This is a genomic window from Priestia megaterium NBRC 15308 = ATCC 14581 (assembly GCF_000832985.1).
In the GTDB taxonomy this organism is placed as follows: domain Bacteria; phylum Bacillota; class Bacilli; order Bacillales; family Bacillaceae_H; genus Priestia; species Priestia megaterium.
The window spans coordinates 5,190,942-5,216,335 of record NZ_CP009920.1; the positions used below are offsets into that span (position 1 = coordinate 5,190,942).

Annotated in this window: 21 protein-coding genes and 1 pseudogene; 3 read left to right on the forward strand and 19 right to left on the reverse strand. The window is 38.0% G+C overall.

Annotated features, from left to right (window positions below):
- Positions 1–7: 7 nt before the first annotated feature.
- Together BG04_RS26670 and BG04_RS26675 are read right to left on the reverse strand one after the other, a co-directional pair.
- The gene (locus tag BG04_RS26670; RefSeq protein ID WP_230586539.1) at positions 8–1,522 is read right to left on the reverse strand and encodes an FAD-dependent monooxygenase; all 1,515 of its coding nucleotides are present in this window, start codon (positions 1,520–1,522) and stop codon (positions 8–10) included.
- Between the two features lie 35 nt (positions 1,523–1,557).
- A complete protein-coding gene (locus tag BG04_RS26675; protein WP_034650983.1) occupies positions 1,558–2,733 on the reverse strand; it encodes a YhgE/Pip domain-containing protein in 1,176 nt (391 codons plus the stop codon).
- 196 nt (positions 2,734–2,929) lie between these two features.
- Between BG04_RS26675 and BG04_RS26680 the strand changes: the two genes are divergently transcribed.
- Complete coding sequence (locus BG04_RS26680; RefSeq protein ID WP_034650981.1) at positions 2,930–3,538, forward strand: TetR/AcrR family transcriptional regulator; 609 nt, start codon at positions 2,930–2,932, stop codon at positions 3,536–3,538.
- A gap of 41 nt (positions 3,539–3,579) precedes the next feature.
- Here BG04_RS26680 and odhB read toward each other — a convergent pair whose 3' ends face one another.
- The 6 genes from odhB to BG04_RS26710 form a co-directional block, all read right to left on the reverse strand.
- The gene (gene odhB / locus BG04_RS26685) at positions 3,580–4,875 is read right to left on the reverse strand and encodes a 2-oxoglutarate dehydrogenase complex dihydrolipoyllysine-residue succinyltransferase (protein ID WP_014459542.1); all 1,296 of its coding nucleotides are present in this window, start codon (positions 4,873–4,875) and stop codon (positions 3,580–3,582) included.
- Between the two features lie 16 nt (positions 4,876–4,891).
- Positions 4,892–7,753 (reverse strand): 2-oxoglutarate dehydrogenase E1 component, encoded by a 2,862-nt coding sequence (gene sucA, locus BG04_RS26690; protein ID WP_034650980.1) that lies wholly within the window; start codon positions 7,751–7,753, stop codon positions 4,892–4,894.
- A 363-nt stretch (positions 7,754–8,116) separates the two neighbouring features.
- Positions 8,117–8,704, reverse strand: coding sequence for a PadR family transcriptional regulator (locus BG04_RS26695; protein ID WP_034650977.1), 588 nt, complete (start codon positions 8,702–8,704; stop codon positions 8,117–8,119).
- Positions 8,705–8,770: 66 nt separating this feature from the next.
- Positions 8,771–10,315: an MDR family MFS transporter gene (locus BG04_RS26700; RefSeq protein ID WP_034650974.1), complete on the reverse strand. Its 1,545-nt coding sequence runs from the start codon at positions 10,313–10,315 to the stop codon at positions 8,771–8,773.
- Positions 10,316–10,455: 140 nt separating this feature from the next.
- On the reverse strand, positions 10,456–10,902 hold the full coding sequence (locus BG04_RS26705) for an OsmC family protein (RefSeq protein ID WP_013083706.1): 447 nt from the start codon (positions 10,900–10,902) through the stop codon (positions 10,456–10,458).
- Between the two features lie 122 nt (positions 10,903–11,024).
- Positions 11,025–11,921, reverse strand: a complete 897-nt coding sequence (locus BG04_RS26710) for an NAD-dependent epimerase/dehydratase family protein (RefSeq protein ID WP_034650972.1) — start codon at positions 11,919–11,921, stop codon at positions 11,025–11,027.
- A gap of 165 nt (positions 11,922–12,086) precedes the next feature.
- Here BG04_RS26710 and BG04_RS26715 point away from each other — a divergent pair, with 165 nt between their 5' ends.
- Positions 12,087–13,307 (forward strand): DUF418 domain-containing protein, encoded by a 1,221-nt coding sequence (locus BG04_RS26715; protein ID WP_034650968.1) that lies wholly within the window; start codon positions 12,087–12,089, stop codon positions 13,305–13,307.
- A gap of 41 nt (positions 13,308–13,348) precedes the next feature.
- On the opposite strand, the gene BG04_RS26720 is transcribed toward BG04_RS26715, so the two are convergent.
- The 3 genes from BG04_RS26720 to BG04_RS26730 all read right to left on the reverse strand — a co-directional run bounded on the left by BG04_RS26720 (position 13,349) and on the right by BG04_RS26730 (position 14,997).
- The gene (locus BG04_RS26720; RefSeq protein ID WP_034650965.1) at positions 13,349–13,807 is read right to left on the reverse strand and encodes a hypothetical protein; all 459 of its coding nucleotides are present in this window, start codon (positions 13,805–13,807) and stop codon (positions 13,349–13,351) included.
- 319 nt (positions 13,808–14,126) lie between these two features.
- Positions 14,127–14,417, reverse strand: a complete 291-nt coding sequence (locus BG04_RS26725) for a hypothetical protein (RefSeq protein ID WP_013057601.1) — start codon at positions 14,415–14,417, stop codon at positions 14,127–14,129.
- Between the two features lie 91 nt (positions 14,418–14,508).
- Positions 14,509–14,997, reverse strand: coding sequence for a GyrI-like domain-containing protein (locus tag BG04_RS26730; RefSeq protein ID WP_013083710.1), 489 nt, complete (start codon positions 14,995–14,997; stop codon positions 14,509–14,511).
- A gap of 221 nt (positions 14,998–15,218) precedes the next feature.
- Between BG04_RS26730 and BG04_RS26735 the strand changes: the two genes are divergently transcribed.
- Positions 15,219–15,506, forward strand: coding sequence for a hypothetical protein (locus tag BG04_RS26735; RefSeq protein ID WP_013057603.1), 288 nt, complete (start codon positions 15,219–15,221; stop codon positions 15,504–15,506).
- A 29-nt stretch (positions 15,507–15,535) separates the two neighbouring features.
- On the opposite strand, the gene BG04_RS26740 is transcribed toward BG04_RS26735, so the two are convergent.
- From BG04_RS26740 to BG04_RS26775, 8 genes and pseudogenes are all read right to left on the reverse strand, one after another.
- A complete protein-coding gene (locus BG04_RS26740; protein WP_034650961.1) occupies positions 15,536–16,633 on the reverse strand; it encodes an acyltransferase in 1,098 nt (365 codons plus the stop codon).
- Positions 16,634–16,851: 218 nt separating this feature from the next.
- A complete protein-coding gene (locus tag BG04_RS26745) occupies positions 16,852–17,760 on the reverse strand; it encodes a hypothetical protein (protein ID WP_034650958.1) in 909 nt (302 codons plus the stop codon).
- A gap of 258 nt (positions 17,761–18,018) precedes the next feature.
- Positions 18,019–18,297: pseudogene (locus BG04_RS26750) on the reverse strand (ATP-binding cassette domain-containing protein); the annotation flags it as partial.
- 405 nt (positions 18,298–18,702) lie between these two features.
- On the reverse strand, positions 18,703–19,065 hold the full coding sequence (locus BG04_RS26755) for a P-II family nitrogen regulator (protein WP_013057611.1): 363 nt from the start codon (positions 19,063–19,065) through the stop codon (positions 18,703–18,705).
- Positions 19,066–19,079: 14 nt separating this feature from the next.
- The gene (locus tag BG04_RS26760; protein WP_034650955.1) at positions 19,080–20,306 is read right to left on the reverse strand and encodes an ammonium transporter; all 1,227 of its coding nucleotides are present in this window, start codon (positions 20,304–20,306) and stop codon (positions 19,080–19,082) included.
- Positions 20,307–20,571: 265 nt separating this feature from the next.
- Positions 20,572–22,110 (reverse strand): AbgT family transporter, encoded by a 1,539-nt coding sequence (locus BG04_RS26765; RefSeq protein WP_034650951.1) that lies wholly within the window; start codon positions 22,108–22,110, stop codon positions 20,572–20,574.
- Positions 22,111–22,340: 230 nt separating this feature from the next.
- On the reverse strand, positions 22,341–23,303 hold the full coding sequence (locus BG04_RS26770; RefSeq protein ID WP_034650949.1) for a class F sortase: 963 nt from the start codon (positions 23,301–23,303) through the stop codon (positions 22,341–22,343).
- 107 nt (positions 23,304–23,410) lie between these two features.
- Positions 23,411–24,754, reverse strand: coding sequence for a hypothetical protein (locus tag BG04_RS26775; protein ID WP_034650947.1), 1,344 nt, complete (start codon positions 24,752–24,754; stop codon positions 23,411–23,413).
- Between the last annotated feature and the right edge of the window lie 640 nt (positions 24,755–25,394).

A 25,394-nucleotide genomic window follows, 5' to 3' on the forward strand; every position in this document is an offset into this window, starting at 1 on the left:
TTTAGATCTAATATTCATTTGTAAAAGGAAGGATTTTATGCGTATTCAAATATTGATGAAGCAGATCTATACGCTGCTCGCTGCTAATAAAACCAATGTATCCGTCCGGTCTAATAACGTACAGAGCATCTTTTTGAAGCCCTGCTTTCTTCAAGTAAGGGTTCCAAGAAAACTCGTGCAAGGAGAAGTCTTTTTCTTGCATGCTTTTTTTTAGCTTCTCTGCTGCTGTTCCATAGACATGTATTTGCCAGTTTAAAGACTGTAAAGATTCAAAATTCCCTTCTACATAGGGTAATCGATCACCACTTTGCACATTTGTCCCTTGCCCGCTGCTTAGGTCACTGTTTCGATACTTAATGCGGATTTGAGATAAAATCGTAAATGCTTTGTGACGGGGATAAGGGAAACGAAATAAAAAGGATAGTACAGGCGGAAAGATATGCTTCCTAAAAAATTGACTCGTTTTATCTCGTGCCACCATTCGTTTAAAAGCGCGATCAGTTGTATTTACAAGCAGCTCTGCAAAAGGCAACCTTTCTTCTTCGTATGTATCTAATATGGAAAGTGCCGCTTTGTGTTGAAGGACAGCTGCTAATTTCCATGAAAGGTTGATTGCATCTCCAATTCCTGTGTTCATTCCTTGTCCGCCTGCAGGACTATGAATATGGGCTGCATCTCCACTTAGAAAAATACGCCCTTGTCGGAAACGATTTGCTACTCTGTGATGGATATGATATGTCGAGAACCAATTTATACCCTCAATCTGAACACCAAATGTTCGTTGAATAAAAGCGTGAATGTTTTCAGCTTTTACATCGTTTTGATCTCTAAAAGCTGAAGGAATAATGCCAATCATTCGATACGTTCCTTTACTTCTAACCGGCATACAAATCAAAAATTCTTCATTGCTAAAGGAAATACTGATTTTTTGATCCTTCATCACTTCACCAGAGCCGTGAACATCCATCACATAAAAATGCTGTTTATATTTTTCTCCTTTAAACTCTATCTTCATTTGCTTGCGAACGGTACTGTGTGCTCCGTCACATCCACAAATATACTTAAAATAAGCGGTTTCCTCTTGCTGGGCTTTTAATAAAGTTTTTACCCCTTCTCCGTGTTCAGCTAGAGATAGTAACTCCGTCCTCCATTCTACTTCGATTCCAAAATTTTTTAATTTTCCAAGCAGAAACCGCTCGTGGTCGTCCTGTGGAAATGTAAGAACAAAAGGAAAAGGACTTAATCCTTCTCCTAAAGATCCTAGATGAACTTTTGCTTTTATTTTATTCTTCACTCGGATGTATACATCTTCCATCTTAATCCCGCTGTCTATGACTTCATCTGCAAAACCGAACTGCTGATAAAATTCAAGTGTTCGCGGTAAAATAGCCATTGCCCGGGAGGCTTGCCCAGGTCCGTCGCTTCTATCAATAATTCGAAAAGGAATGTTATGTCTGGCTAAATTGTAGGCCATAACGAGGCCAGTAGGGCCGGCACCAACGATTAGGATTTGTGGATTCATCATCATCTCTCCTTTTCATTCAGTTACAGTATCTTTTATATTGAGCGAGACTTCTCTTTTTTTACAGAAGATGCAGGTAAAGCAGAAGTAAACAGAGCACACAAACTTATTAAAGAGATAAGAGCTAGAGCAGATACAGAAGGATTCCATGTCAGATGTTCTCCAAAGAAAAATAGTTCTCTTACGCCATCTACCATAAATCTCATTGGCAGCCATGGATAAATCAACTCTCTATAAAAATCAGGCATAATTTCTGGGGCTATTGAAAGCAAAGGTGCGCCAAAAAATAGAACAATAACAAAAATCGGAAGTCCCTTTAGTCCTAGCCATGAAAGTACGGCTGATATCAAGGTGAAAAAACTGAAGTAAGCAATAGCTAAGAATAGTGCTGTATCCAAAAATGAAGGAACGCTTATTCCAACTACTTCAGCCAGCCACGCTAGCCCGAAACCTGCAGCTAAAGCAAGTATAACCCCGATGATTACGAGTCCTACTTGGTTAACGATTTTCTCTTTACGAGAAGAAAACGTGATTTTTTGAATGCTGAGGAAGATCATTGCAGCACCGGCTATACTTGCCATCCACAGCGGCTGAAATAATGAAACGGGGGCATTTCCGTTGACACTATGAGTCCCTGTTTCGTTTACGTTTATCACTGTCTTTTGAATCGGTGCAGCGAGTGCTAATGCTTGGTTTGCACTTAGTTGCGTTCCGTTTTGTTCAAATCTTTTCACTAGCTGCAAGCGCATATTTTCATTCATCTTATCAACTGCCCCGTTTAGCACCTGACTTGCTAGGGTTGAAGCAGCTGTATTCATTCCTTGATTCACTAATAATTTAACAGCAGGTGTATCAGGCTTAGCCGTCTGAAGAGTCGCCTGTTTTTTTGTGAAATCTTTTGGAATGATAAGCGCCCCGTAGTATTGTTGATTATTTAACCCCTTTTCAACTTCTTTAGTATTTGAGACAAAGATCCATTTAACCGAAGACTGTTCGGTATTTGCCTGTTTCATATTTTGTTTCATTTGATTTCCTATATTTACATTACCCTTTGCTGGAACTGTCATTCCTTCGTCAGCATTTACGAATGCGATTGGCAAATTCTTAGGTGCTGAGCTTGCCGAAGGAATTAAGGTTAGAATAAAGATAAAAATAACAGCTACTACTATAATTGGTGAAAAATATATAAGCTTTTGATTCCCTAATTTCATATAGATCTCTCCTTTTTGTTTTAAGGATATACACGTTAACGAAAAGATAATGTACATGATGTTGATTAGTGGTCACTATGTAAATTATAATGAAATTACCTGTATTCTCAATATGCAATAATAGCGGGAATGTCGATTACTTAACACAAAGCATATAACTGTTCATTATTAAAGAAAAAGTAGGTGTTTAAAAGCCGTGGGGAATTCAAAAACAGATCGCAGAATTATTCGAACGAAAAGATTTATCCGAGATGCTTTGACAGAATTAATGGAAGAGAAAGGGTTTGAAGGCGTAACGGTCAGGGATTTGACGAACAAAGCGGATATTAATCGCGGAACTTTTTATTTACACTACCAAGACAAATACGATTTGCTTGAAAAAAGCGAAAATGAAGTCATTCAAGAAATAAAAGAATTTATCAAAAAAGCAAATCCCAATGAGATTGTGTCTGCTAATTTGAAAGAACAGCCTTTGCCGTTTATTATTACACTTTTTGAATATATTCAAGAAAATGCACGTTTTATGCAGGTTATGCTTGGTCCAAAAGGCAACCCTGGCTTTCATCTTAAAATTAAAGAAGTTATGAAAACCAATATGCTCGAAAAATTAGAGCTCATTGATAATAAAACGCCTCCGCTTGTTCCACTTGAACATTTAATATCTTACGTAACGTCAGCGCATCTTGGAGTTATTCAGCACTGGTTAGAACAAGGTATGAAGCAGTCACCGGGAGAAATGGCCCTGACACTCGCTAGCATGACTTTTTTGGGTCCTGCTTATGTTGCAGGCATTAAAAGAACATAAAAGAACCTGCTATTCTCTAAGAAAATAGCAGGTTCTTTTTATTAACCTTCTAGTAATAAAGATTCTGGATCTTCTAATAGTTCTTTAACAGTAGCTAGGAAGCTTACGGCTTCTTTGCCGTCAACGATACGGTGATCGTAAGAAAGTGCAATGTACATCATCGGACGATTTTCGATACGCTCTTCATCAATTGCTACCGGACGAAGCTGAACTTTATGCATTCCTAAAATACCAACTTGAGGCCCGTTTAAAATTGGTGTAGACATTAATGAACCGAATACGCCGCCGTTTGTAATTGTGAAAGTTCCACCTTGTAAATCTTTTAATGCTAATTTGTTGTCGCGCGCTTTTTTCGCTAAATCAACGATAGATCCTTCGATACCAGCGAATGTTTTGCGGTCAGCATCACGTACAACTGGAACAACAAGACCGTCTGGAGCTGACACAGCAATACCGATATCATAGAATTTCTTAATTAATAACTCGTTTCCTTGAATTTCAGCATTTAATAATGGATACTTTTTAAGTGCTGCTACTACTGCTTTTGTAAAGAATGACATAAAGCCAAGTCTTACGTCGTGCTGTTCAAAAAATTTGTCTTTGCGTCGTTTGCGAAGAGCCATAACAGCAGTCATGTCTACTTCGTTAAACGTTGTTAGCATAGCCGCTGTTTGCTGAACTTCAACGAGACGTTTGGCAATTGTTTGACGACGACGTGACATACGTTCGCGTTCAACAGGTTTGTCGCTATTTTCACTTGCCGCTGGAGACGGAGATACCGGGTTAGCTGGCTTACTTGCTTGTGCCTGCTGCTTTTGCTCATTTGATTTTTGGTCTGCATACGAATCAATATCATGTTTGCGCACACGGCCAAGAGGATCAGTAGTTGGCACTTGATCTAGCTTAATCCCGCGTTCTCTTGCTGCTTTGCGAGCTGCAGGAGAAGCAATTAGCCATTGTTTTTGATTTCCTTGCTGAGGCGCTTCAGCTGCTGGCGCTACTTCTTCAACAGTTTTTTGCTGAGCTGGAGCCGCTTCTTGCTTTGGTGCTTCCTCTGCTGGTTTTTCTTCAGCTTTTGGTGCTGCTGGTGCTGAAGCTCCTTCTTTCGCTTCAAGACGTGCAATTGTTTCACCAACTTGCACTGTGTCGCCTTCGCCAGCAAGAAGTTCCGTTAACACACCAGAGTCTTCAGCTGTAATTTCAACGTTAACTTTATCTGTTTCAAGTTCAACGATATAATCGCCTTTTTCAACGAAATCTCCTACTTGTTTTAGCCACTGTGCAACTGTTCCTTCAGAAATTGATTCTGCTAATTCCGGTACTTTAATCTCTCCCATGGTTCATTCCCCTTCCTTATCGTGTAACAACGTCGTTAGCAATTTCATTTTTAGTTAATGCATCTTGTAAAATACGTTCTTGTTCTTGTCTGTGAACTGTTGGATCTCCTTCAGCTGGACTTGAGCGTCTTGTGCGGCCGATGTAGTCAACCGTAGCTCCTTCTGGTGCTACTTCACGCAGTCGATCTTCTACATAGTTCCATGCGCCCATGTTTTCGGGCTCTTCTTGTAACCAGACAATCTCTTTTAAATTTTTATAGCGAGCAAAGATTTCAGCAATTACGCGTCTTGGGAACGGATAAATTTGTTCTAGACGAAGGACGTGTAGCCAATCTTTATCATCTTCTGCTTTGTTCAAGCGTTCCGTTAATTCACTGCTGATTTTTCCGCTGCACAGAACGATTCGTTCAACTGCATCTTCTTTTTTGCCTAATCCAGGCTGTTCTACTACTAAGCGGAAAGAGCCTTTTGTAAACTCTTCAAGGTTTGACACACTAAAAGCATTACGAAGCAAACTTTTTGGTGTCATAACTACTAGCGGTCTTACTTCTTCGCGCTGTAAAATGGCAGCTTGTCGTCGAAGTAAGTGGAAATATTGCGCAGCGCTTGTTACGTTTGCGATTGTCCAGTTGTTTTCTCCAGCTAGCTGTAAATAACGTTCTAGACGAGCGCTTGAGTGTTCTGGCCCTTGACCTTCATGGCCGTGTGGCAGCAATAAGACCATTCCAGATTTTTGTCCCCACTTAGCACGGCCTGCGGCAATAAACTGGTCAATAATAACTTGACCTGCATTGGCAAAATCACCGAACTGTGCTTCCCAAAGAACAAGCGTTTCAGGAGCAAATACATTATAGCCGTATTCAAATCCAAGCACGGATCCTTCAGATAATGGACTGTTACGGATATCAAAGGAAGCGCTTACGTTCTTCATTGCGTGTAGTGGTGAGTAAACATCCCCTGTCTTATGATCATGCAGAACAAGATGTCTATGTGCAAACGTACCGCGTTCAGAGTCCTGGCCTGTAATACGAATTGGCGTGCCGTCTCTTAAAATCGTAGCAAATGCAAATGCTTCACCCAATGACCAATCTACGCTTTCATTTTCTTCAAACGCTTTGGCACGTTTAGATAAGATGCGATCAAGTTTTGGAAATACGTTAAATCCTTCAGGATATTTCACCAGCTCTTGATTTACTTCAAACAGCTCTTCTTTTGTAACCGATGTATCAATATCTGAAATTCCTTTGAAGACTGCTTGTGGCATTTCCATAATTCTATGTTGCTTTTCAGCTTTTGGCGGTACTTTCTCATAAGCTGCTTTTAACTTCGCTTGTAACTCTTCATTAATTTGATCTGCTTGGCCGCTTTGAATCACGTTTTGTTCTTCAAGCTGCTTTGCATACATAGCACGAACGGTTGGACGTTTTGTCACAATTTCATACATCTTCGGCTGCGTTACAGACGGTTCATCCATTTCATTGTGGCCAAATCGACGGTATCCAATTAAATCAATCAAGAAATCTTTGTTAAAGCGTCTGCGATACTCATAAGCAAAATAAGCAGCAGCTAAACAGGCTTCCGGATCATCCGCATTTACGTGAACAATTGGAATTTCAAACCCTTTGGCTAAGTCACTTGCATATTTCGTTGAACGAGAATCGACGCTTTCTGTTGTAAATCCAATCATGTTGTTAGCAATAATGTGGATTGTTCCACCTGTTTGATAACCAGTCAATTGATTTAAGTTCAGCGTTTCTTGTACAATACCTTCACCAGGGAACGCAGCATCTCCGTGAATTAAAATCGCGAACGATTTTTTTACATCTTGTTTTGGGTATCCATTCACATCACGCTCATCTTGAGCCGCTCTTGTAAACCCTTCCACAACCGGATTAACAAACTCCAAGTGACTAGGGTTGCTAGCCAATGTCAAACGAGCTCGAACTGTGTTTTCTGCTTTAATTTGTTTGTCAGCACCCAGGTGATATTTTACGTCTCCCGTCCAGCCGTAGTTGATACCGATTGAACCTTCTGAAGGAACTAATTCCTTGTTAGGTGCATGCTGGAATTCTGCAAAAATCATTTCATACGGCTTGCCTAATACGTGGGCCAATACATTTAAGCGTCCACGATGAGCCATACCGATATTAACCGTTTTTGGGCTTGTTTCCACTGAGCGTGCAATCAGTTCATCTACAAGTGGAATTAACATATCTACGCCTTCAATAGAAAAACGTTTTTGTCCGACAAATGTACGGTGTAAAAATTGTTCAAAGCCTTCTACTTCTGTTAAACGCTTTAATACAGAAGTTCTTTTCTCATTTGAAAGAGGTTGGAAAATAGCACCTGACTCGACCATATCAGTCAGCCACTTATTCTCTTCCATGTTATGTACGTGATGGAATTCAAACGCAATGGTTTTTGTGTAGACATCTGTTAAATAGTTAATTGCGTCTAAACCATTTTTGACGTGTGATGGCGCATTCGTACATAAAATATCAACCGGAATTGATTTCAAATCTTCTTGCGTTAAATTGTAATCTTCCAAGTGAAGCAAGACAGGATCTTTCTTCTCGCTTTCAAGAGGTTTAATTGATGCGTATAGATGACCATAAGCACGGATGTTTTCCGCTAGCTTAATAGCCGATGCAATTTTAGATGTGTTAGCTGAAGGTACAGCCTGTGCGTATTCAGCTTGCTGAACCTGCTCGCTTTCGTTTAATGGAGGAGCACCCCAATAATCAAATAATTCTTTTAACTCTGGATCTACTAGATCTGACTGCTCTTCATATAACTCATACTGTTCTAATACATAGCCATAGTTCGGACCCAAAAATCCTTGCCAAGGCTCCCCTCTATTCGACGTTTCGTTACCCATGATAAAACCCCCAACGAGTTATAATAATTGTCGTACTCAACAATCTTTCCATTTTGAATGTCGATTACCTTATCGTCTGACATCTTTACAACGAGTGATAAATCTCACTGCGTGTGTATCTGATATCTGCTTATATTTTACCACTCTTTTACTCGTCAATCAAAATGAAATCGCTATATTTCTTTAATTTTTTTTACTTTTTTAATAGTCTTACTACTTTTTGAAAGCGTTTTATAAGTAAAGCTGATTAAAGGTCGAATCAGGTGTTAATTAATTGTTATTGACCTAGCTTTTGGCAAAATTAAATTGCTTGAAATATATTTTATGACTATTAAAAAAAAGAAGCAGCGTTTTGCTTCTTTTTTAAAACTCATCTACGATTTTTTCAACGTCTTCAAAATAACCATCATCTACTTCTGTAAGCTTGTTGCTTTTCGCCGCTTCGAGTAAATGAGTGAACCAAGTTAGTTCTACTTTCAAATGCATAATCGTGCGCATAATGATCGACAGATTTGCAATGGAATGATCCACCTTTTTAACTCGGTACAAATTTTGCATTTTTTCTAAATAAGCTGCCGTTTCCTCAATCTTTTTTTCTAAAGAAGAAGCCACTTTTTCTTGATCGACGTAAGAAGTAAATGAAAGCGCAGCATAAACTGGTCTATGCATATGCTCTTTTTTTAATAGCTGTTCAAAATAAAGGCGCTCAAATTCTTCTCTTCCTGCATCCGTGATAGAATAAACGGTCTTTTCAGGTCTGTTCGTCTCTCGAATCACATCGACTACTTTCACCAGCTGATTTTTTTCAAGCGTATCAAAAGCATAATATAAAGAGCCGCTTGCCAGTTTAATATAGTGCTTCATTTGTCTTTCATTAATGGTTTGCTGAATTTCATAAGGGTGCTTGTTTCCTTCCATTAATAAACCCAATATGACTAATTTAACACTCATAACACCTTTCACCTCTTGATATGCATCTTATTTAGTAAAAAAAGCACGAAAATCTTCGTGCTTTTTCTATTTTTGAGCTGCAGGTTCCTTAGCTTCTACCCGCTTTTTAGGGGGAACTTCCACTCGTTCATTTCCCATTAAAAAGACAGTAATGATAGCTACTGCAATTGGAATAAGAGCAAGCATAAATGCATACGTGATCGATGTAGACATAGCATCAACAATCTTATCTAATATTTGAGGCGGAATGCTGTTTCGGGCACTTGATTGAAAAACTGCACTCGGATCTCCTATTTGAGAAAATGCTCCTTGTGATCCATTTCCCATACCTTGAAAATTGCGCTGCAGCTCATTTGTAAATGTATTGCTTTGAATCGTTCCAAAAATCGTAACTCCCAGCGTCATTCCTAAAGAACGCGCAAATGAGTTCGTTGAGTTGGCAGAACCTCTAAACTGTGGATCCAGCTTATGCGTTGACGAAGTTGGTAAAAGAGAAAAGCTAAATCCTACGCCAAACCCAGTCAAAATCATGAATACCGTTAGCATCCAACGAGGTGTATCAGGTTCCATTGTTCCTAATAAAAACATTCCTACTGCAAATGAGAAAACGGACATAACCATTAAATTTCGGAAGCTTGTTTTTGTAAGAAAAATCCCACCGATCGCACTTCCTGCTACCGACCCTAACATCATTGGAGTTAAAATTAAACCTGCATTTGTAGCAGAACCTCCATAAACAGCTTGAACGAAAATAGGAATAAATACCGTTAAAATAATAAACGTTGCTCCGTATAAGAAAGCGAGAATTTGTGATGTTGCAAATAAACGGCGTTTGAACATCCAAAACGAAATAATCGGCTCTTGCGCCCGTTTTTCTACAAAAAAGAAGAATGATAGCGCCACAGCAAAGATAACGAAAAGAGATAAAATTTGTGGAGAAGACCACTCATACTCTTTTCCTCCAAGCTCAAGAGCAAACATTAAACTGACTACTGAAATTACAAAAGTGGCTGCACCAGCCCAGTCAATTTTTTGCTTTTTATGACTTTTTGACTCTTTATAAAAGCGTACGATAAAAAATAATGACAAAAGTCCAATCGGCACGTTCACATAAAACACCCAGTGCCAGCTGATATATTCTGTAATGTAGGCACCAAGAAGCGGGCCAAATACGCTTGCTGAGCCAAAAACAGCACCTAGTAATCCAGTCATCTTCCCGCGCTTTTCGGGAGGGAAAATATCAAATACAATGGTAAAAGCAATCGGAAGAAGCGCTCCTCCTCCAATCCCTTGAATCGCCCGGTAGATACTTAGCTGCACAATGCTTTGCGCTAGGCCACACAATGCAGATCCAAGTAAAAATACCGTCAATCCAAAAATAAAAAACCGTTTACGACCGTACATATCAGACAGTTTACCAAATATCGGCATACCTGCCATCACGGCAACCATATAGGCGGATGTAACCCAAACAAACTTATCTAACCCACCTAGATCAGAAATGATTTTCCCCATAGCCGTCGCTACGATGGTATTATCCATGGCTGACATAAAAATACCGAGCAGCAATCCTGCTACGATAAAACGAATATGTTTTTCCGATGAAACCATTTCAGTTCCTCCTTTCGCATCATCTTTCTTGATGAACAGAAATGATAACTACTTAAATTATTATATTCAAATTTGAGTATTTTACAATCTTAAATGTGCTATTTTTTAGAAATAAACATAAAAAAAGCGTAATGAACTCATTACGCTTTTACTGTGAGCCGGGGCTCTAATTCAATTTCAACATTTCCTTGGATGGCTCTTGAAATCATACAGGATGTTTCTGCTTTTTTTATAAGTCGACTGATTTTTTCTTCTTGAGCCGTAAGTTCAGGTGTGATGATAACGTGAGGTTTGTGAATAATTTTTTCGTATGTGAATACACCATTCGTTACGTCCACAACAGCTTCTGATTCCATCGTTAAAGCTTCCTGACGGATTCCGCTTCTTTCGAACATCGCCGCAAGCGTGATAATATAGCAAGTGGCTGCTGCTCCTAGCAGCATTTCATCTGGATTTGTTCCTACTCCTGGCCCGTCCATTTCTGGCGGAATAGAAATTTGTGTTTTTAATTGTCCTGATTCAATTGTACCTACTTCATTTCGACCTCCTGGCCAATTTGCTTGCAGGTGAAAATGGTGTTTTGCCATAGTTTATCCTTCTTCCTTCTATATAATGATGTGTACCTAGCGTACCCTTTTTATGTATAAAATAAAAATGTTCTGCTTGTAACAGCAAAAAGACTGCTAAACAGCGCAGTCTTTGTTTTCTCTTAACTTAAAGGTACTTTCTTTTCGCTTTCAACGAAAGCTTTGATTAATGATGGCAACCAGTCCTGCAGATTTGTAAATGAATATCCCCAAAAGCTAGCTTTTTCATTGCTCATTGTCCAAGAATGATCTACTCCGTACGGAGAACTATTTTCGTCTGTTAAACGAGAGGTTGTTTTTGCTGTTTTACCCGCTGCTTGTTCAATATATGAAAATAAATTTTTGAGTGAAATGGTACCATTTGAACAAGCATTAATCGGCCCTTTTAGCTTCTGCTCTGCACACCAGACTAAAAATTCACCAGCTTCTTCCTGTGAAATAAAGTTCATTTCCGCTTCGATAGCCGGTACACCAATTTCTTCTTCATGCATAATTTTTTCTACGTGAAAACGTAAACGATCCGTATAATCATCTTTTCCCATTACAATTGGAAAACGGACAGCCGTTACCGAAAACGGTGCTTTTTGAAAAAATACCGCTTCAGCTTGGCGTTTTCCTTCTTGGTAGGAAATATTTTCACGGCGTGTATATGAAATAGGATACTTGTATGGGTCAAAATCTTCTTCATAACACGTTTTTTCTAAAGAACCGTATACTGAAAGAGTCGAGGTGAGTACATAGTGACTCGTACTATGACGAAAAGCTTCAACAGCCACAGCTGCGCCGTGTGAAGAATAGCATATTTGATCGAAGATAACATCCCATTTTCTTCCTCGTGTTGTTTCGATTACAGAATCTTTTTCTACACGATCAAGAAAAATCCGTTCAACTCGGTCGCTGAAATCATCTGGTGTTTTACCTCGCGTTGCTAACGTAACCTTAACTCCTTTAGAGAGCAATGTCTGGACTAAATTTTTTCCAAAAAAACGAGTTCCACCTAACACAAGTGCTGTTTTCATCTTTTTCTCCACCTTTCGTATTTGATATGAGTAACCATACCATTATTATCCAACTTTTTTGTTCATAAAGCTATGAATCTTTCCGCTTATTTTTTTATATTCCCCCCTATTTTTTCGCCACTGCCGTGTTAAGATGTACATATCTAACAAAAAGGAGCGACAGTGATGAATCCTTCTCCACTTCCCCTTAACGACCGCCTTGTTGTTCTTGATATTATTCGGGGTATTGCTTTGCTAGGCATTTTCTTAGTAAATATCCCTGCTTTTGCTTATCCGATATTTATTTTTCAAATGTACGATATTCCTTATGAATATAAAGGAATCGATGCTTATATTGATTTATTCCTGCTGCTGTTTGTTCAAGGAAAGTTTTTTACGATTTTTTCTTTTTTATTTGGACTTGGATGCGGAATCTTTTTGCGTAGAGCTGAAGAAAAGCATTACTTTGCCGCTGCTTTATGGTCAAGAAGAATGGCTTCTTTGCTATTAATCGGGCTTTTTCATCTTGTCTTTTTCTGGTATGGAGACATTTTGCATGTGTATGCTATTGGCGGTTTTTTATTGTTGTTTTTTTATAATCAAAAAACCAAGACGATTTTGCTGTGGGCAATAGGCTTGCTATGCTTTTTTTATCTTTTGGCTTGCATGCAGTTTTTTATTCCAGCCCACGTCTTGCAGGAGGCTCAGTTGGAGTATAAGGTTTTACATGAACATGCCTTAGTCCAATATTTATCCACCTACAGGCAAGCAGACTATTTATCTTGGCTGTTTTATCGTTTGAATGTTGAAGTGGTACCTATGCTATTAAATCTACCGTTTTCTATCTTTCCCGTATTTTCTATGTTTTTATTTGGCTTATATACTGCTAAAAAAGAATTAGTACATAGTATCGAACAAAATCGTTCCTTTTTTAAGAAAATTCAGTTAATAACAGGTGCAGCAGGTTTTACTTTAACTATCATTCTCGCTATCTTAAAACTAGAAATTTTAAAATATGGACTCTATCAGCAGTCGGCCATTCACCTTTTTACAAGTTTGAGCGGCATTTTTCTATGTTTTTTTTATCTTACCACCTTACTGTTATTCCTGCAATTTTCTCCTTACGCTTCGATGCTGGGTCTTTTTAAGTATAGTGGAACAATGGCATTAACAACTTACCTTAGCCAAACTTTAATTTGCCTGTGGATGGTTAGAGACTTTGGTTTATACGGAACTCTTACCTTAACAGAAAGCACGATTATTTCTCTCATTATATATACACTCCAGCTTTTTTTTAATAAGTGGTGGCTTTATTATTTCTATTACGGTCCGTGTGAATGGTTATGGCGGAGCTTTACATACCGATCTTTCCCGCCTCTCAGACGGAATAGAAAAGCTTCAGCTTAACAGCAAATCGGCCTTCAAATTTGAAAGCCGATTTGTCTCCTTTACTGCAAAGGAGGTACGGTTATTCGTTTAATTCCATTTGTCTCAAACTCTCGTATATACTCCATTTCTCGATGAAAAATTTGCATAAAAACTTCATTTTTTATTTCTTTAATGGGTCCTATTTGTTCTATCACATCTCGTTTAGCCATGCGATAGGCTAGCGCTTCCCAAAACACTTCGTTATCGTATTCTCCAATAATATCTTGAAGAGAATCTTCATGTTCTTCTGTAAACATAACCTCACTGTTTAGCGTGTGAAAAGGTCCTTTTTCAAGGAAAGGCTCTGCATGAGAAAACATTTGTTTTTCTACATCCGTATATTCTTGTGCATGCTCATCTTCCACTCCAGAACATGCTGTGACCATCCAGTTACCTAAATAAATTAAATCAAGCAGTTGAAAAAAGTGCGTTTCAGATAGTTGAAGTTCAATTTCGTTTTTTACAGGAGCTTTTGACATAAGCGCGGATCTCTCCTTTAATTTTGAGGGTAGTTGCTACTAAATAAAATAGCTAAAAGGGTTAGTATGCAGGCTAGCAAGAAAACTGAAGAAATGACTTCACCTCTTTTCTGTAGTGTAAAAATAGAGGTACTGACATCCAAAGGAGTGAATACGAAGGGTGTAAACTTATCATAATCGAAATAAAGACAAGATACAAGACTTTTTTACTAAATTTTCTGACTATTTTCGTCATAAATACCTATTTTTGTTTATACTAGAAAGGCCCGAAAATTGCGTGCCAAGCTGCTCAAAATAAAAAAGCGCTGAACCAGGCGCTTTAACGGTGTAAAAAAATAGATAAACCAATAAAAAAGGCAGCTAAAATAAAATCAAAAATCCATTGCCACTTCTCACGTTTTAACAATACATGCTCTACCCCTGATAACAGCGAACTTATACTAACCAAAACAAAAATAAAGCTTAATTGGTTAAACGAAAATTTAGTGACAAAATTTGATACAAGTATGACTGCTACGGTGATGAACAGTGCCATTTGACTTATAAGTACCCATTTAATTCTCTGTTTATATCCGTCTTTTAAAGCTTGTAATAAATCGTTGCTGATCACTCTCGCTAAACCCCTTTTTATTCCTATCGTTAAAAGTAAGAACGCAGCAAAAACGTTTCTCTGCATCTTAACTACTTAGCAAAACTAGCTATTAAATTGAAACATAAATATCAACTTGACTGTACTCAGGATCAATACAGCGTTCATCATATAATTCAAAATCTATTTTATAGGCACGATGATTTTTTTTAGCCCACTCGCGAATATAAGCCCAAGCCTCTACGACTACCTGTCTAGCTGGCCCAACAGCTGTTGTAAACACCATGTATTCACCTTCCGGGATGATGAACTCTCTCATATCATCTTTCAGTTCGCCGCCGGGTAAAACTTCATATCCGAGAGCAAATGTAAAATCCATTTTTTGATCATATTCAAATTCTGTATAAAGAGCAAATGTATTACCATTTACTTTATTGGCAATTTTATTAGCTAACTGTTGTTTATAAAAAGTCTGCCAGTGCTCTGGAATAAGACCTGTGCCCGTTTCTTCCACAGGTTCATCTGTTCGAATAGGCACTCCTACAACAGTAAATTCATTTACCTTGACTACTTTTTGACTTACAACTAAGTCAGTCAACATATTGAGCCCCCTTAATTCTTCTTTTTCTGTAGTTACAATGAGGGAAATACTTCTTAATATGCATTTTATTTGTATTCAAAGAAAACGTCAACCTTTTATACAAATCCCTTAACGAAGGGGCTGAAGATCATTCTTCTAAACTATAAAAAAACGATTCTATTTTCTTTGTACACATCATACCTATAAGATACCCCTAATTTACAATAGAGTGAGGTAAAAAAATGAAGATCATTGAACTTGCCGAATTCATTAAAACAAGTAAAAAAACAACTAAACTTGCTCTTTCCTCTTCTACAGTACAGTATACATTAGAAACAGATGATTTGAAAATTGAATTAAAAACAGGTGGCACGAATAAGCGAATCGTGTTTTTTCGCATCTTCTTAAAAGGAACATACAAGGATTGGATTTGTTATCACCGGAACGAACATCATATTTACGAATTGTATCAAAATATTTCTTTATCCCCTCAACTGCAAAGGCAGCTTTTGTACGCTATTGCATCATAAAAAGAGCTGGCTTAGTTAGCCAGCTCTTTTTATTTATGCTGTAGCTTTGTAAATGAATGTTTGTGCGGCTTTACATGTAATTTTCCCTTTGTCCATTGAATTCCTCTATATAAATAGTACGAGCACCAAAAAACTGCTGGAACGATGAGTACGTAGGCAACGACACTATTCGTAAAGAAAGAAGAATCTATAGAACGAAGCAATCGATAGGTCTCATTTAATATACATATATGCACTACATAAATGCCAACTGAATTTTTCCCAACTTTTGAAAAAAATGAGTTTTTGCCAAGACTTGGACTGCTCAATACGAATAAAAACAATGATGCCGATAAAAAAATCGTAGAAATAAAGTAGTCTCCGGGCTTGCTATGCTGGATATTAACCAACCAGTAACGTTCGACGATCTCTAACGCTGAAAACACAAAAAAGCTGGCTAAATAAATCATTGGCCTTGCGTTTAATACTGACAGAATTTGCTTACCATAAAGGGCAAACATAGCTCCTAATACTGTATAGAACAAACCAAAGAACAGGGCATCTCTCGTTTGAAAAGAAAGTGGAAAAAATAAAGAATAAGACTGCCCAAATAACCCAGTTACATATAATACGGTGCTGATAAACATTAATAAGCCAATCTTTTTCCATCGTTGAAATAAGAAAACGATGACAACAGCCCAAATTAATGCAATCAAGTACCAAAGCTGAAATCCGCTTGTGTCACTTCCATAATAAAAAATATCTTTGAATGTGATGGATGATGTTAAATAATCAGCTACTGCATCTTTTCGTTCTGCTAATGTTCCGTGGTTCTGAAATAAGCGCAGAACTACACCAAACAATAAATAAAAGATGAACCAACATGCATAAAGCTTTGAAATATTCCACGTGTATTTTTTTAAGTATGCAGAAGGCTTTGGATGCTTTTGGATTTTATTCATAAACAAATAACCTGATACAATAAAGAAAAAAGGAACCGCGAATCGTGCAAATGTGTCAACAATGACATCTAGCACATTTTCCTGGTTCCCTAAAAAGAAATCGTCATGTGATGGATTAACATGAATACAAACCACAAACACTGTAGCAAAAAACTTAATAAAATCAATTGAATAATTACGTTCCATCTTGTTGTCAGCTCCTTAAAATAAACTCGAGCTCTATTTTAGCATAATTATCCAAACAGGAAAGAGTTTTTGGTAAAATTAACCTTATAGTCATGGAAAAAATTTCTTAACTTCCAATATTCTAGTCTTGTTTACTTGTATGATGTCTTTCAACATTCCAAATAAATGATTCTAAAGAACTACAAAATAAAAAAAACAGATTACGCGTAACCTGTTTTTTAAATTAACATTTTCCATGCAAACTTATTATCTGGTTTAATGTCGACTTCTTTTTCATGCAAAGCCTGCACATGTTGTTTAATCTGTTTCAGAAACAGCATTACTTCCCCGCTTGACACGGCAGCTGAGTTGAGAGATAACGAATGTTTTTTCGCAATTTTTAATTCCTCGGTTTCCACTGAAATACTCACGTGGCGAAATAAGTGCCAAGGGTAGTAAACTGTTTTAAAAGATTTTGAGAAATAAATTCCTTTAGAACAAACGGTAATCCCTTCGGTTTTTTGAAGAGGATATGTATTTAAATGAGCTACAATTTTTTCTTTAGCAGGTAAGTAGAGCCTGTTTCGCATCTCTTTTTCAACTTCTTCACATAGCTGTCCTTCTACCGACAACACATCTTTTGGATCAGGGGTTTGATGAATTTGAAAAGATGAACAAATAGAAGTTAATTCTTTTGAGGATACACACGGATATATATAGTCTTGACACATATATTCATGGGAATGAGTGCGAATAAATTTCTTGATTTTTTTTAATAGAGATACTAGCTTTCTAGCTGAGTAATCGTTTTGATTGACTTGAAATTTCTCCACGTCATTAAAACAAATCATTTCTTCTTTTCGAATGGTAATGGATTGAATGTTAGCGAACTCTTCCCATAACATTTTTCCTTTTTTCATCCCTCTGCTTTTCCAGTAAATCCCCTTATTTGTAAGGCAAATTCCCCTTTTATCTAGGCCTGCTATAAAAGAGCTGTGTAAATACGCGATAATTTTTTCTTGAGGCTGAAACTGAAAGTATTTGCTAGCCATTTTTTTGTAGAAACTAGGTATTTGCAGTACATAAAATTGACTTTCTCTATAGATTAAGCATAAGTCAGTCAAATAATTAGTTTTCAGCGTCGCCACGCTCTCACTTCCTTTTTGAGTGTAAATAACCGTACCCATTTTTTTCTATTACTTTAATAAACGTTTTTTAATGAAAAAAGTTTCAACTTTTTTTGTTTTTTATAAAAAAGGTTTAAATTGAATCATTTCTTTCATCTAGGGGGTTGCCTAATTACTCACTTATTCAATAATCTTATTTTAAATGTTCCCTACTTAATTAAGAAACTAAACCAGATAATAGCAATGCTTGCCTGCTTTATCCAAATCATCCCTTGTTTTTTAAGCTAAATAAGCTTCTTTTATTTTTTCATTATGAATTAATTCCGTCCCTTTTCCTTGTAGAATAATTTCTCCCGTTTGAATCACATAGCCTCGGTGTGCGATTTGCAGTGCTTGATAAGCGTTTTGTTCAACGAGTAAAATGGTCATTCCGCTTTTATTTAATTCTATAATGATTTCAAATATTTGTTCTACAATGATAGGAGCAAGCCCCATAGAAGGTTCATCTAGCATAAGCATAGTAGGGTTCATCATAAGCGTTCGCCCAATGGCTAGTACATGGAACAAAAAGCATGTCACCCTACGAAAACATGCTTTGCACCTATTTAACCTAAAAAAGAGGCTGGGACATAACGAAATGAATCCAATCTAAAGGCTAACAAATGAGATACGTGAGCTGAACTGCTTGTGACACCGCCATTGATTTCTGCGCAAGACTTCGCTTTCCGCGGGCAGTCGCTTGCGCTCCTGTGGGGTCTCGTCTGTTCCGCTTTTCCTACAGGAGTCTTCGCCTTTCTTTCCAATCAGCTGCTAGAAGGAACGAAACAGATGTATGTTTAACATAACAAAGAAAACGAACCGTTAATCAAACATGTTGACTAACGGTTCGTTTTTCACTTTGGCTAACATACTTTTGTCCAAGCCTCTTATATGTGACCCTTTGTTTTCTACTTCTCCCCGACTTTAACTATTATTTCGTAATGCCTGTGATCCCTCTTCCCCTGTTCGGATCTTAATCGCATTTTTTAATTCATAGATAAATATTTTCCCATCTCCAGGCTGACCTGTATTTAGTACTTTTCTTGCTTTATCAACAACGTCAGATACTGGAACTTCGCACACCACAATTTCTACTTTAATTCGTGCGTGCATATTGTCTTGTTTTTTAACGCCTCTATAAAGTTCCGTAATGCCTTTTTGCAACCCGCATCCCAGCGCATCTGTAACTGTGATACCGCTAACGCCAATTTTCGCTAGTTCTTGCTTAAGCTCTTCAAACTTTGAAGGGCGTGTAATAATTTCAATTTTTGTTAAAACATCACTCACTGTGCCCACCCCTTTTACATATTCGATTCGTGATACGCTCTTTCACCGTGCAGCGTAATATCAAGCCCAAGCGTTTCTTCTTCTTGTGTCGCACGCAGAGATACGATTAATCCAACCACTTTAACAATAATGAATGTAGCAATGCCGACAAATAGATACGTTGCTACGATAGCCACCAGCTGTTTCCAAAGTAGACTTGGATCTCCGTAGAATAAACCATTCGCACCGGCGTCATTTACAGAAGTTGTGGCAAATAAACCTGTTGCGATACCTCCCCACGTTCCCCCAATACCGTGAAGACCAAATGCATCTAACGCATCGTCGTAACCGATTTTCTTTTTAAGTGAGAAGATACCCCAGAAACAAACCGCTCCGCCGATAAAACCAATTACAATAGAAGCAAACGGTGTAACGAATCCACAAGCTGGTGTGATAGCTACAAGTCCAGCAATTGCTCCCGAAACGGCTCCAAGCAGCGTAGGTTTTTTATTGATAATCCACTCTACTACAAGCCAGCCGATAATTCCTGTTGCTGCCGCTGTATTCGTGTTAATAAAAGCCGTCATTGCAACGCTGTTAATAGTTAAAGAACTTCCAACGTTAAAACCAAACCACCCGAACCAAATCAGCATTCCGCCTAAAAGAGTTAACGGTAAATTGTGAGGTGCTGCGGCATCGGCATTTTTTCGTTTTCCAACAACAAGAGCTAGAACTAATCCTGCTACACCTGACGAAATGTGAACGACGTTTCCTCCGGCAAAGTCAATAGCTCCTAGTTCACGAAGCCAGCCGCCAACTCCCCAAACCCAGTGTGCAACTGGTGCATATACAAATAATGACCATAGGATAGCAAATAAGATAAATGCTGAAAACTTCATGCGCTCTGCAAAAGCCCCAGAGATAATAGCTACTGTTAGTACAGCAAATGTCAGCTGAAACATCATAAACATATTATGCGGGATCGTAGCACTGTAGTCCCCGTTTGGAGTGAACCCGACTCCTTTTAATCCCACCCAGTCCAAGTTACCAATAAAAGCATTGCCACCGGTCGAAAAAGCTAACGAATAGCCTGCTACTATCCAAAGAACGGATATAACAGCTAAGGAACCTACGCTATACATCGCGGTACTTAACATGTTTTTACTTCGAACCATGCCCCCGTAAAACAATGCAATAGCTGGTGTCATAATCCAAACCAATAATGCTGAAAAAAACATAAATACTGAATCGCCCATTTGCATGATGATTTCCCCCTTAAGTACGAATAAATAACCCCTGAATCTAATGTTAGATTATATAACATCTTTTGTTATGTTTACTATCATATTTGATTTATATGTATTTAGCAACTACTTTTTGCAAATTTATTCAGAAAACTTTTGTTTTTTATAGTGTTTTCTTTTTCTTATGTATTCTCCTACGTACACATAAGCTGAACTATTTTTTATTCGTGTTATATTTTCTGACATAAAAAATCCTCTTCTTGGAGTAGAAGAGGATTTTTCTTTACAAATACATATATACACCAGGCCCCAGAGGAATACCGAATACAGCAAAAATAAGCAACATAACAATCCAAATCCCTAAAAAAGCTAGAGTATAAGGAAGCATAAGTGAAATAATTGTGCCAAGCCCTGCCTTAGGCTCGTATTCTTTCATAAAGGCTAAAATAACAATCATATATGGATTTAAAGGAGTGATTACATTCGTGGAAGAATCCGCTATTCGGTATGCCGCTTGAATAAATCCAGGGTTGTAGCCTAACAGCATGAACAATGGAATAAAAATAGGTGCTTCTAGTGCCCATTGAGCGGAGCCGCTAAAAATAAGAAGGCTTAGAACAACAGTTAAAAATACAAAACCAACCACAACTGGAAGTCCAGTTAGATTTAGTGCTTTTAATGCATCCGCTCCTTCTACTGCAATCCACGTTCCAATATTAGTCCAATTAAAGTAAGCGATAAATTGAGCAGCCGCAAAAATAAGGACAATATAGCTAGCCATATCTTTCATCGAATCAGTCATATAAGCGGGTACATCTCTAGAACTTTTGATTTTCCCTACTGTTATTCCGTAAACAGAGCCAACTACTACAAAAAACAGCAGCGTGATCGGAATGATACCATCTAAAAAAGGAGATGGAACAATTCCACCGTCTTCATTTCGTAGAGGAGAGTTGGGCCAAAATAAGAAAACAGCTAGTACAGCGACATAAATACATGTAGCAACGATACTGTTTTTTAACCCTTTTGCTTCTGCCTCACTAATTTCACCAAAATCATTGCGTTTTTTTCCTTTATAATTGCCCAGCCTAGGTTCGACAATCTTTTCGGTGACCATCGCTCCTATAACGGTCAAAACAAATACAGAAGCCGCCATGAAATACCAGTTTGCTGCAGGACTGACAGCAGCGCTTGGGTCAATTGTTTTAGCAGCTTCAGTAGAAATGCCTGATAACAATCCGTCGGTTCCGGATATAATAAGATTCGCTGTAAAGCCTGATCCCACCCCAGCAAATCCTGCTGCTAATCCAGCAAGCGGGTGCCTTCCTACTGTATAAAAAATCATTGCGGCAAGAGGAGGCACGATGACAAAAGCAGCATCTGCCGCTAAGTTGGCCATAATTCCTGTAAAAATGATGGCGTATGTAATAAGAGCTTTTGGAGCATTTAAAATCGTTTTCTTTATGGCCACTTCAAGCAGACCTACTTTTTCTGCAAGTCCGACTCCAAGCATCATAGCAAGTACAAGTCCTAGGGGCTTAAATTCAGTGAAATTGGTCAGCATCGATGTTAAGATATACTGAATGCCTTCGTGCGACAACAAACTTTTAATTGGAAGAGTCTTATTAGTACCGGGATGGACCACCGTTACTCCGATACTATTAATAGCAACAGATGCTACTACGATAATAAGCGCTAGACATACAAACAAAATAAAAGGATCAGGTAGTTTGTTTCCGATTGCTTCTACTCTTCCTAATAGTTTGTCTAGAAAAGTTGTTGGATATGATTTTTGCTCTGTCTGCAAATTAGGTTGTGCCATGCTTTCTCTCCTTTTTCGTTTAGATTCTTTTTAGGTTTTTCCTTTTAATTACCAAAAAGACTATTAGTACATAATAATCTGAATATTTATATTATTCAAGTATTATTTTTAAGGAATTTTTATTTATCTATTAAAACTAATAGCATTTAGATAAATAGAAAGGCAGAAGATATCTTTTTAATCGACAATCAAAAATAACAAAAAGCTCTCCGTTTAAGGAGAGCTTTTTGTTATTTCGCTATACTAGACGGAGCGGACTCTTTTCCTGACTCATTAACAGCTGTTACATAGTAACGAGCTTGAGATGCGTCGGAGTCAGCAAAGCTTTTTCGCTCAAATTCCGAAACGCTGCCAATATGGACAAATGTTCCGCCTGGATTCTTTTTATAAATTCGGTAGCCGATAATATTACCTTCTGGTACCGCGTACCACGTAAGCAAATTACCACTCATCTTTACATGTGTAGGAGTTTGTGGTGCATTTGCTTCACGCTCCAATTCTTTTGCTTGGTCAGCTTTTAGTTCTGTATAGACAACTAACCTCTCTTGATGGGTTCCTTCCGCACGGTCAAACGTGCCTGTGCACGTAATTAAATTTAAATTACGTTTGTTGCTGTACCCAAAAATTTCGTTTAGAGGTGCCTTATCTCGCGGATAGCTTTTTATACGTTTAACAACAAAAGTAAGCGTGGTTCCCTGTGCATCTCTGACGGTAATTTCATCGTCTTTTTTTAAGTTTTTTAGGTTGTAAAAGACTGCAGGGCCGGTTTTACTGTCTACGTGTCCTGCTAATACAGCATTTCCTTTTACGCCAGGTTTAGCTCCTGGTTCAAACCAAGCAACTCCATTTTCTGTAGATGGAGCTGCCATTTCACCGCTGTCTAATATTCCTACTTGTTCAATTGAAGCCTCCACATGAACAGCAGGAATGGACATTTTTTCAGGAATGATTCCTTTAAATTCTTTGTTTAACTGTTTGGCTTCTGTTTTATGCTTTTTTAGTACAGCAAATTCTTCTTCCAGCGTTACCCGGCTTTTTAGATCCTTTGATTGTGCTTCTTTTTCTTTTTGCTTAGCTGCAGCCTGTTGCTTTGTTTCTTTGGCTTCTACCATTTGTTCTTTAAAATATAGTCCCCCGCTAACAAGCAGGACTAAACTTAATATACAGTAGGCGAGAACAATCGCTTTTTTCACATCGTCACCTCATTTCACAGCTGTTTATAAAAAAGAAGGGAGAACAACCTCTCTTCTTTTTTTCAGGACTCTTGACTTGTAAAACATAAGGAAAAGGAGAAAAAATATTATTTGCTTACTGGTTTCTTGCGTAAAATCACTCCAGCTGTTAACACAGCTAACGAACCTAGTGCAATATAGATCGCTGTTAGTGGGTTCATCGTTGATTCAGATGCCCCGCCCATACCTGTTTTCGGCATATCTGTTGGCATAGCTGTTTCAGCAAACTTATCGGGGTTTTGTTTTACGATTGCTTCACCTAAAGCTTGGCCAACACCAAACATTAATTTATACCCTTCACGATACGTATCATAACTTCCAGCGTAGTCACCGGATGCATATTGTTCAAATGTTTTAATAACCGTATCTTCGTGTGCTTTTATAGCTGCCTGTGCGTCTGCAGTTGGAAGGTTTCCATCTGTTGCTGTTCCTAAGAATGTACCAAATTCTTGCGCGAATTTATGGAGCTTATCTTTTGCAGCTTTTTCTCCTGCTTCATCGCCTTTTACTTGTGCACTTACTAATTCAGCTTGGGCATTGATGTGATCTCCTTGCCAAATTTTTTCGAATTGTGCAGCTCCTTCATCGCCATATACTGAGCCAATTGCAGCTTTAAAATCTGCTGTGTTAGCATTTTCTAACCAGCTAACATAGTCGTAATCTTTTGAACCGTTAAACCCTTTTTCCATTCCCATTGTTGCTAGAGCAAAATGTTCTGCTGCTAAGCTGTTTAATGAAGAACGTAAATCTGCTGCTGGTGTATCTACTTTTGTATTGTCGAATTTATCAGGCATTTGCGTTACAATTGCATTTGATAACGCTTTACTAATTGCGAACATTTGCTGATATCCTTCGCGGTATGTCTTCGCGGCTGCCTCATAGTCACCTTCTACATAATCTTCAAACGTTTCTTTTACTTGATCTTCGTGCACGCGAAGCGCTTCTTTTGCTGCATCTTCAGGTAGTTTACCTTCCGTAGCAGTGCTTAAAAATTCAGCAAATTCATTCACGAATTGATCTACTTCTTTATCTACTTCCGCCATGGCTTCTTTGTCGTTTTCTTTTGTTGCTTTTACAAAATCATCTGTGTAATTGTTGTGTTCTCTGAAAATTCGTTCAAATTCAGCCGCTCCTTGATCACCATAGATAGAAGCAATAGCTGGCTCCATGTCGACGGCATTTTGATCCAATGCTTTGAACGCAGCGTCAGCATCTTTAGAACCGTCATAGGCTGTTGTCATAGCGGCAACGGCAAGCGTAAAGTGTTCAGATAATAGGTAGTCTAAGTTCGCTCGTAGATCTGAAGCTTTTGTTACTGCCGTTGGTTTTACTTCCTCCGCATTTGCAATAGTCGGCATCAATAGTGAAGCTCCTAGTACAGGGATCATTAATTTTTTACTTAATTTCATCATTTTCCACTCTCCTCATTTTTAGTTGATGTACGCCACTTTTTTCATTCTTACTACATCTTAAACCATTAAATAGATTGAACATTTTGAATATTATATATATTAAACTTTCATGTTCCCTCACATTTAATGATCCTTTTTAGGAAGTATTCTCTTTCTATTTACTAAACGATCGCTGAGTGACGTTGGATCACTTTTTTAAAAAAAGTTTTTAACCGCCTTTTCTTAAGAAGTACTTCCTTTTCTATTTACCTAACGAACACCTTATTCATTTGGATCACTTTTTGAATAAATATTTTAAATTTAACCGAAAAAGAAATTGAGACAGAACAAGATAAATTCAATTTAAAGACGAACAAATGGGATAAATGAGTTAGTATGAATTACTTTTAATACCACTGTTGATTTCCGTTCAAGACTTCGCTTTCTGCAGGCAGCCGCTGAGCCTTCTCGTCGTTTGCGCCCCGCGGGGTCTTTCCTGCAGGAGTCTTCGCCTTTCCCTCCAATCAACAGCTAGAAACCACTATATATATGAAACCTGCGCAATAAAAAAATCCGAACGAGTTGGATTCTCTATCAAGAATTTCAATTCATCGTTCGGATTTTCTTTCACCTAAACTACTTTTGTCTGAGCCTCTTTTTA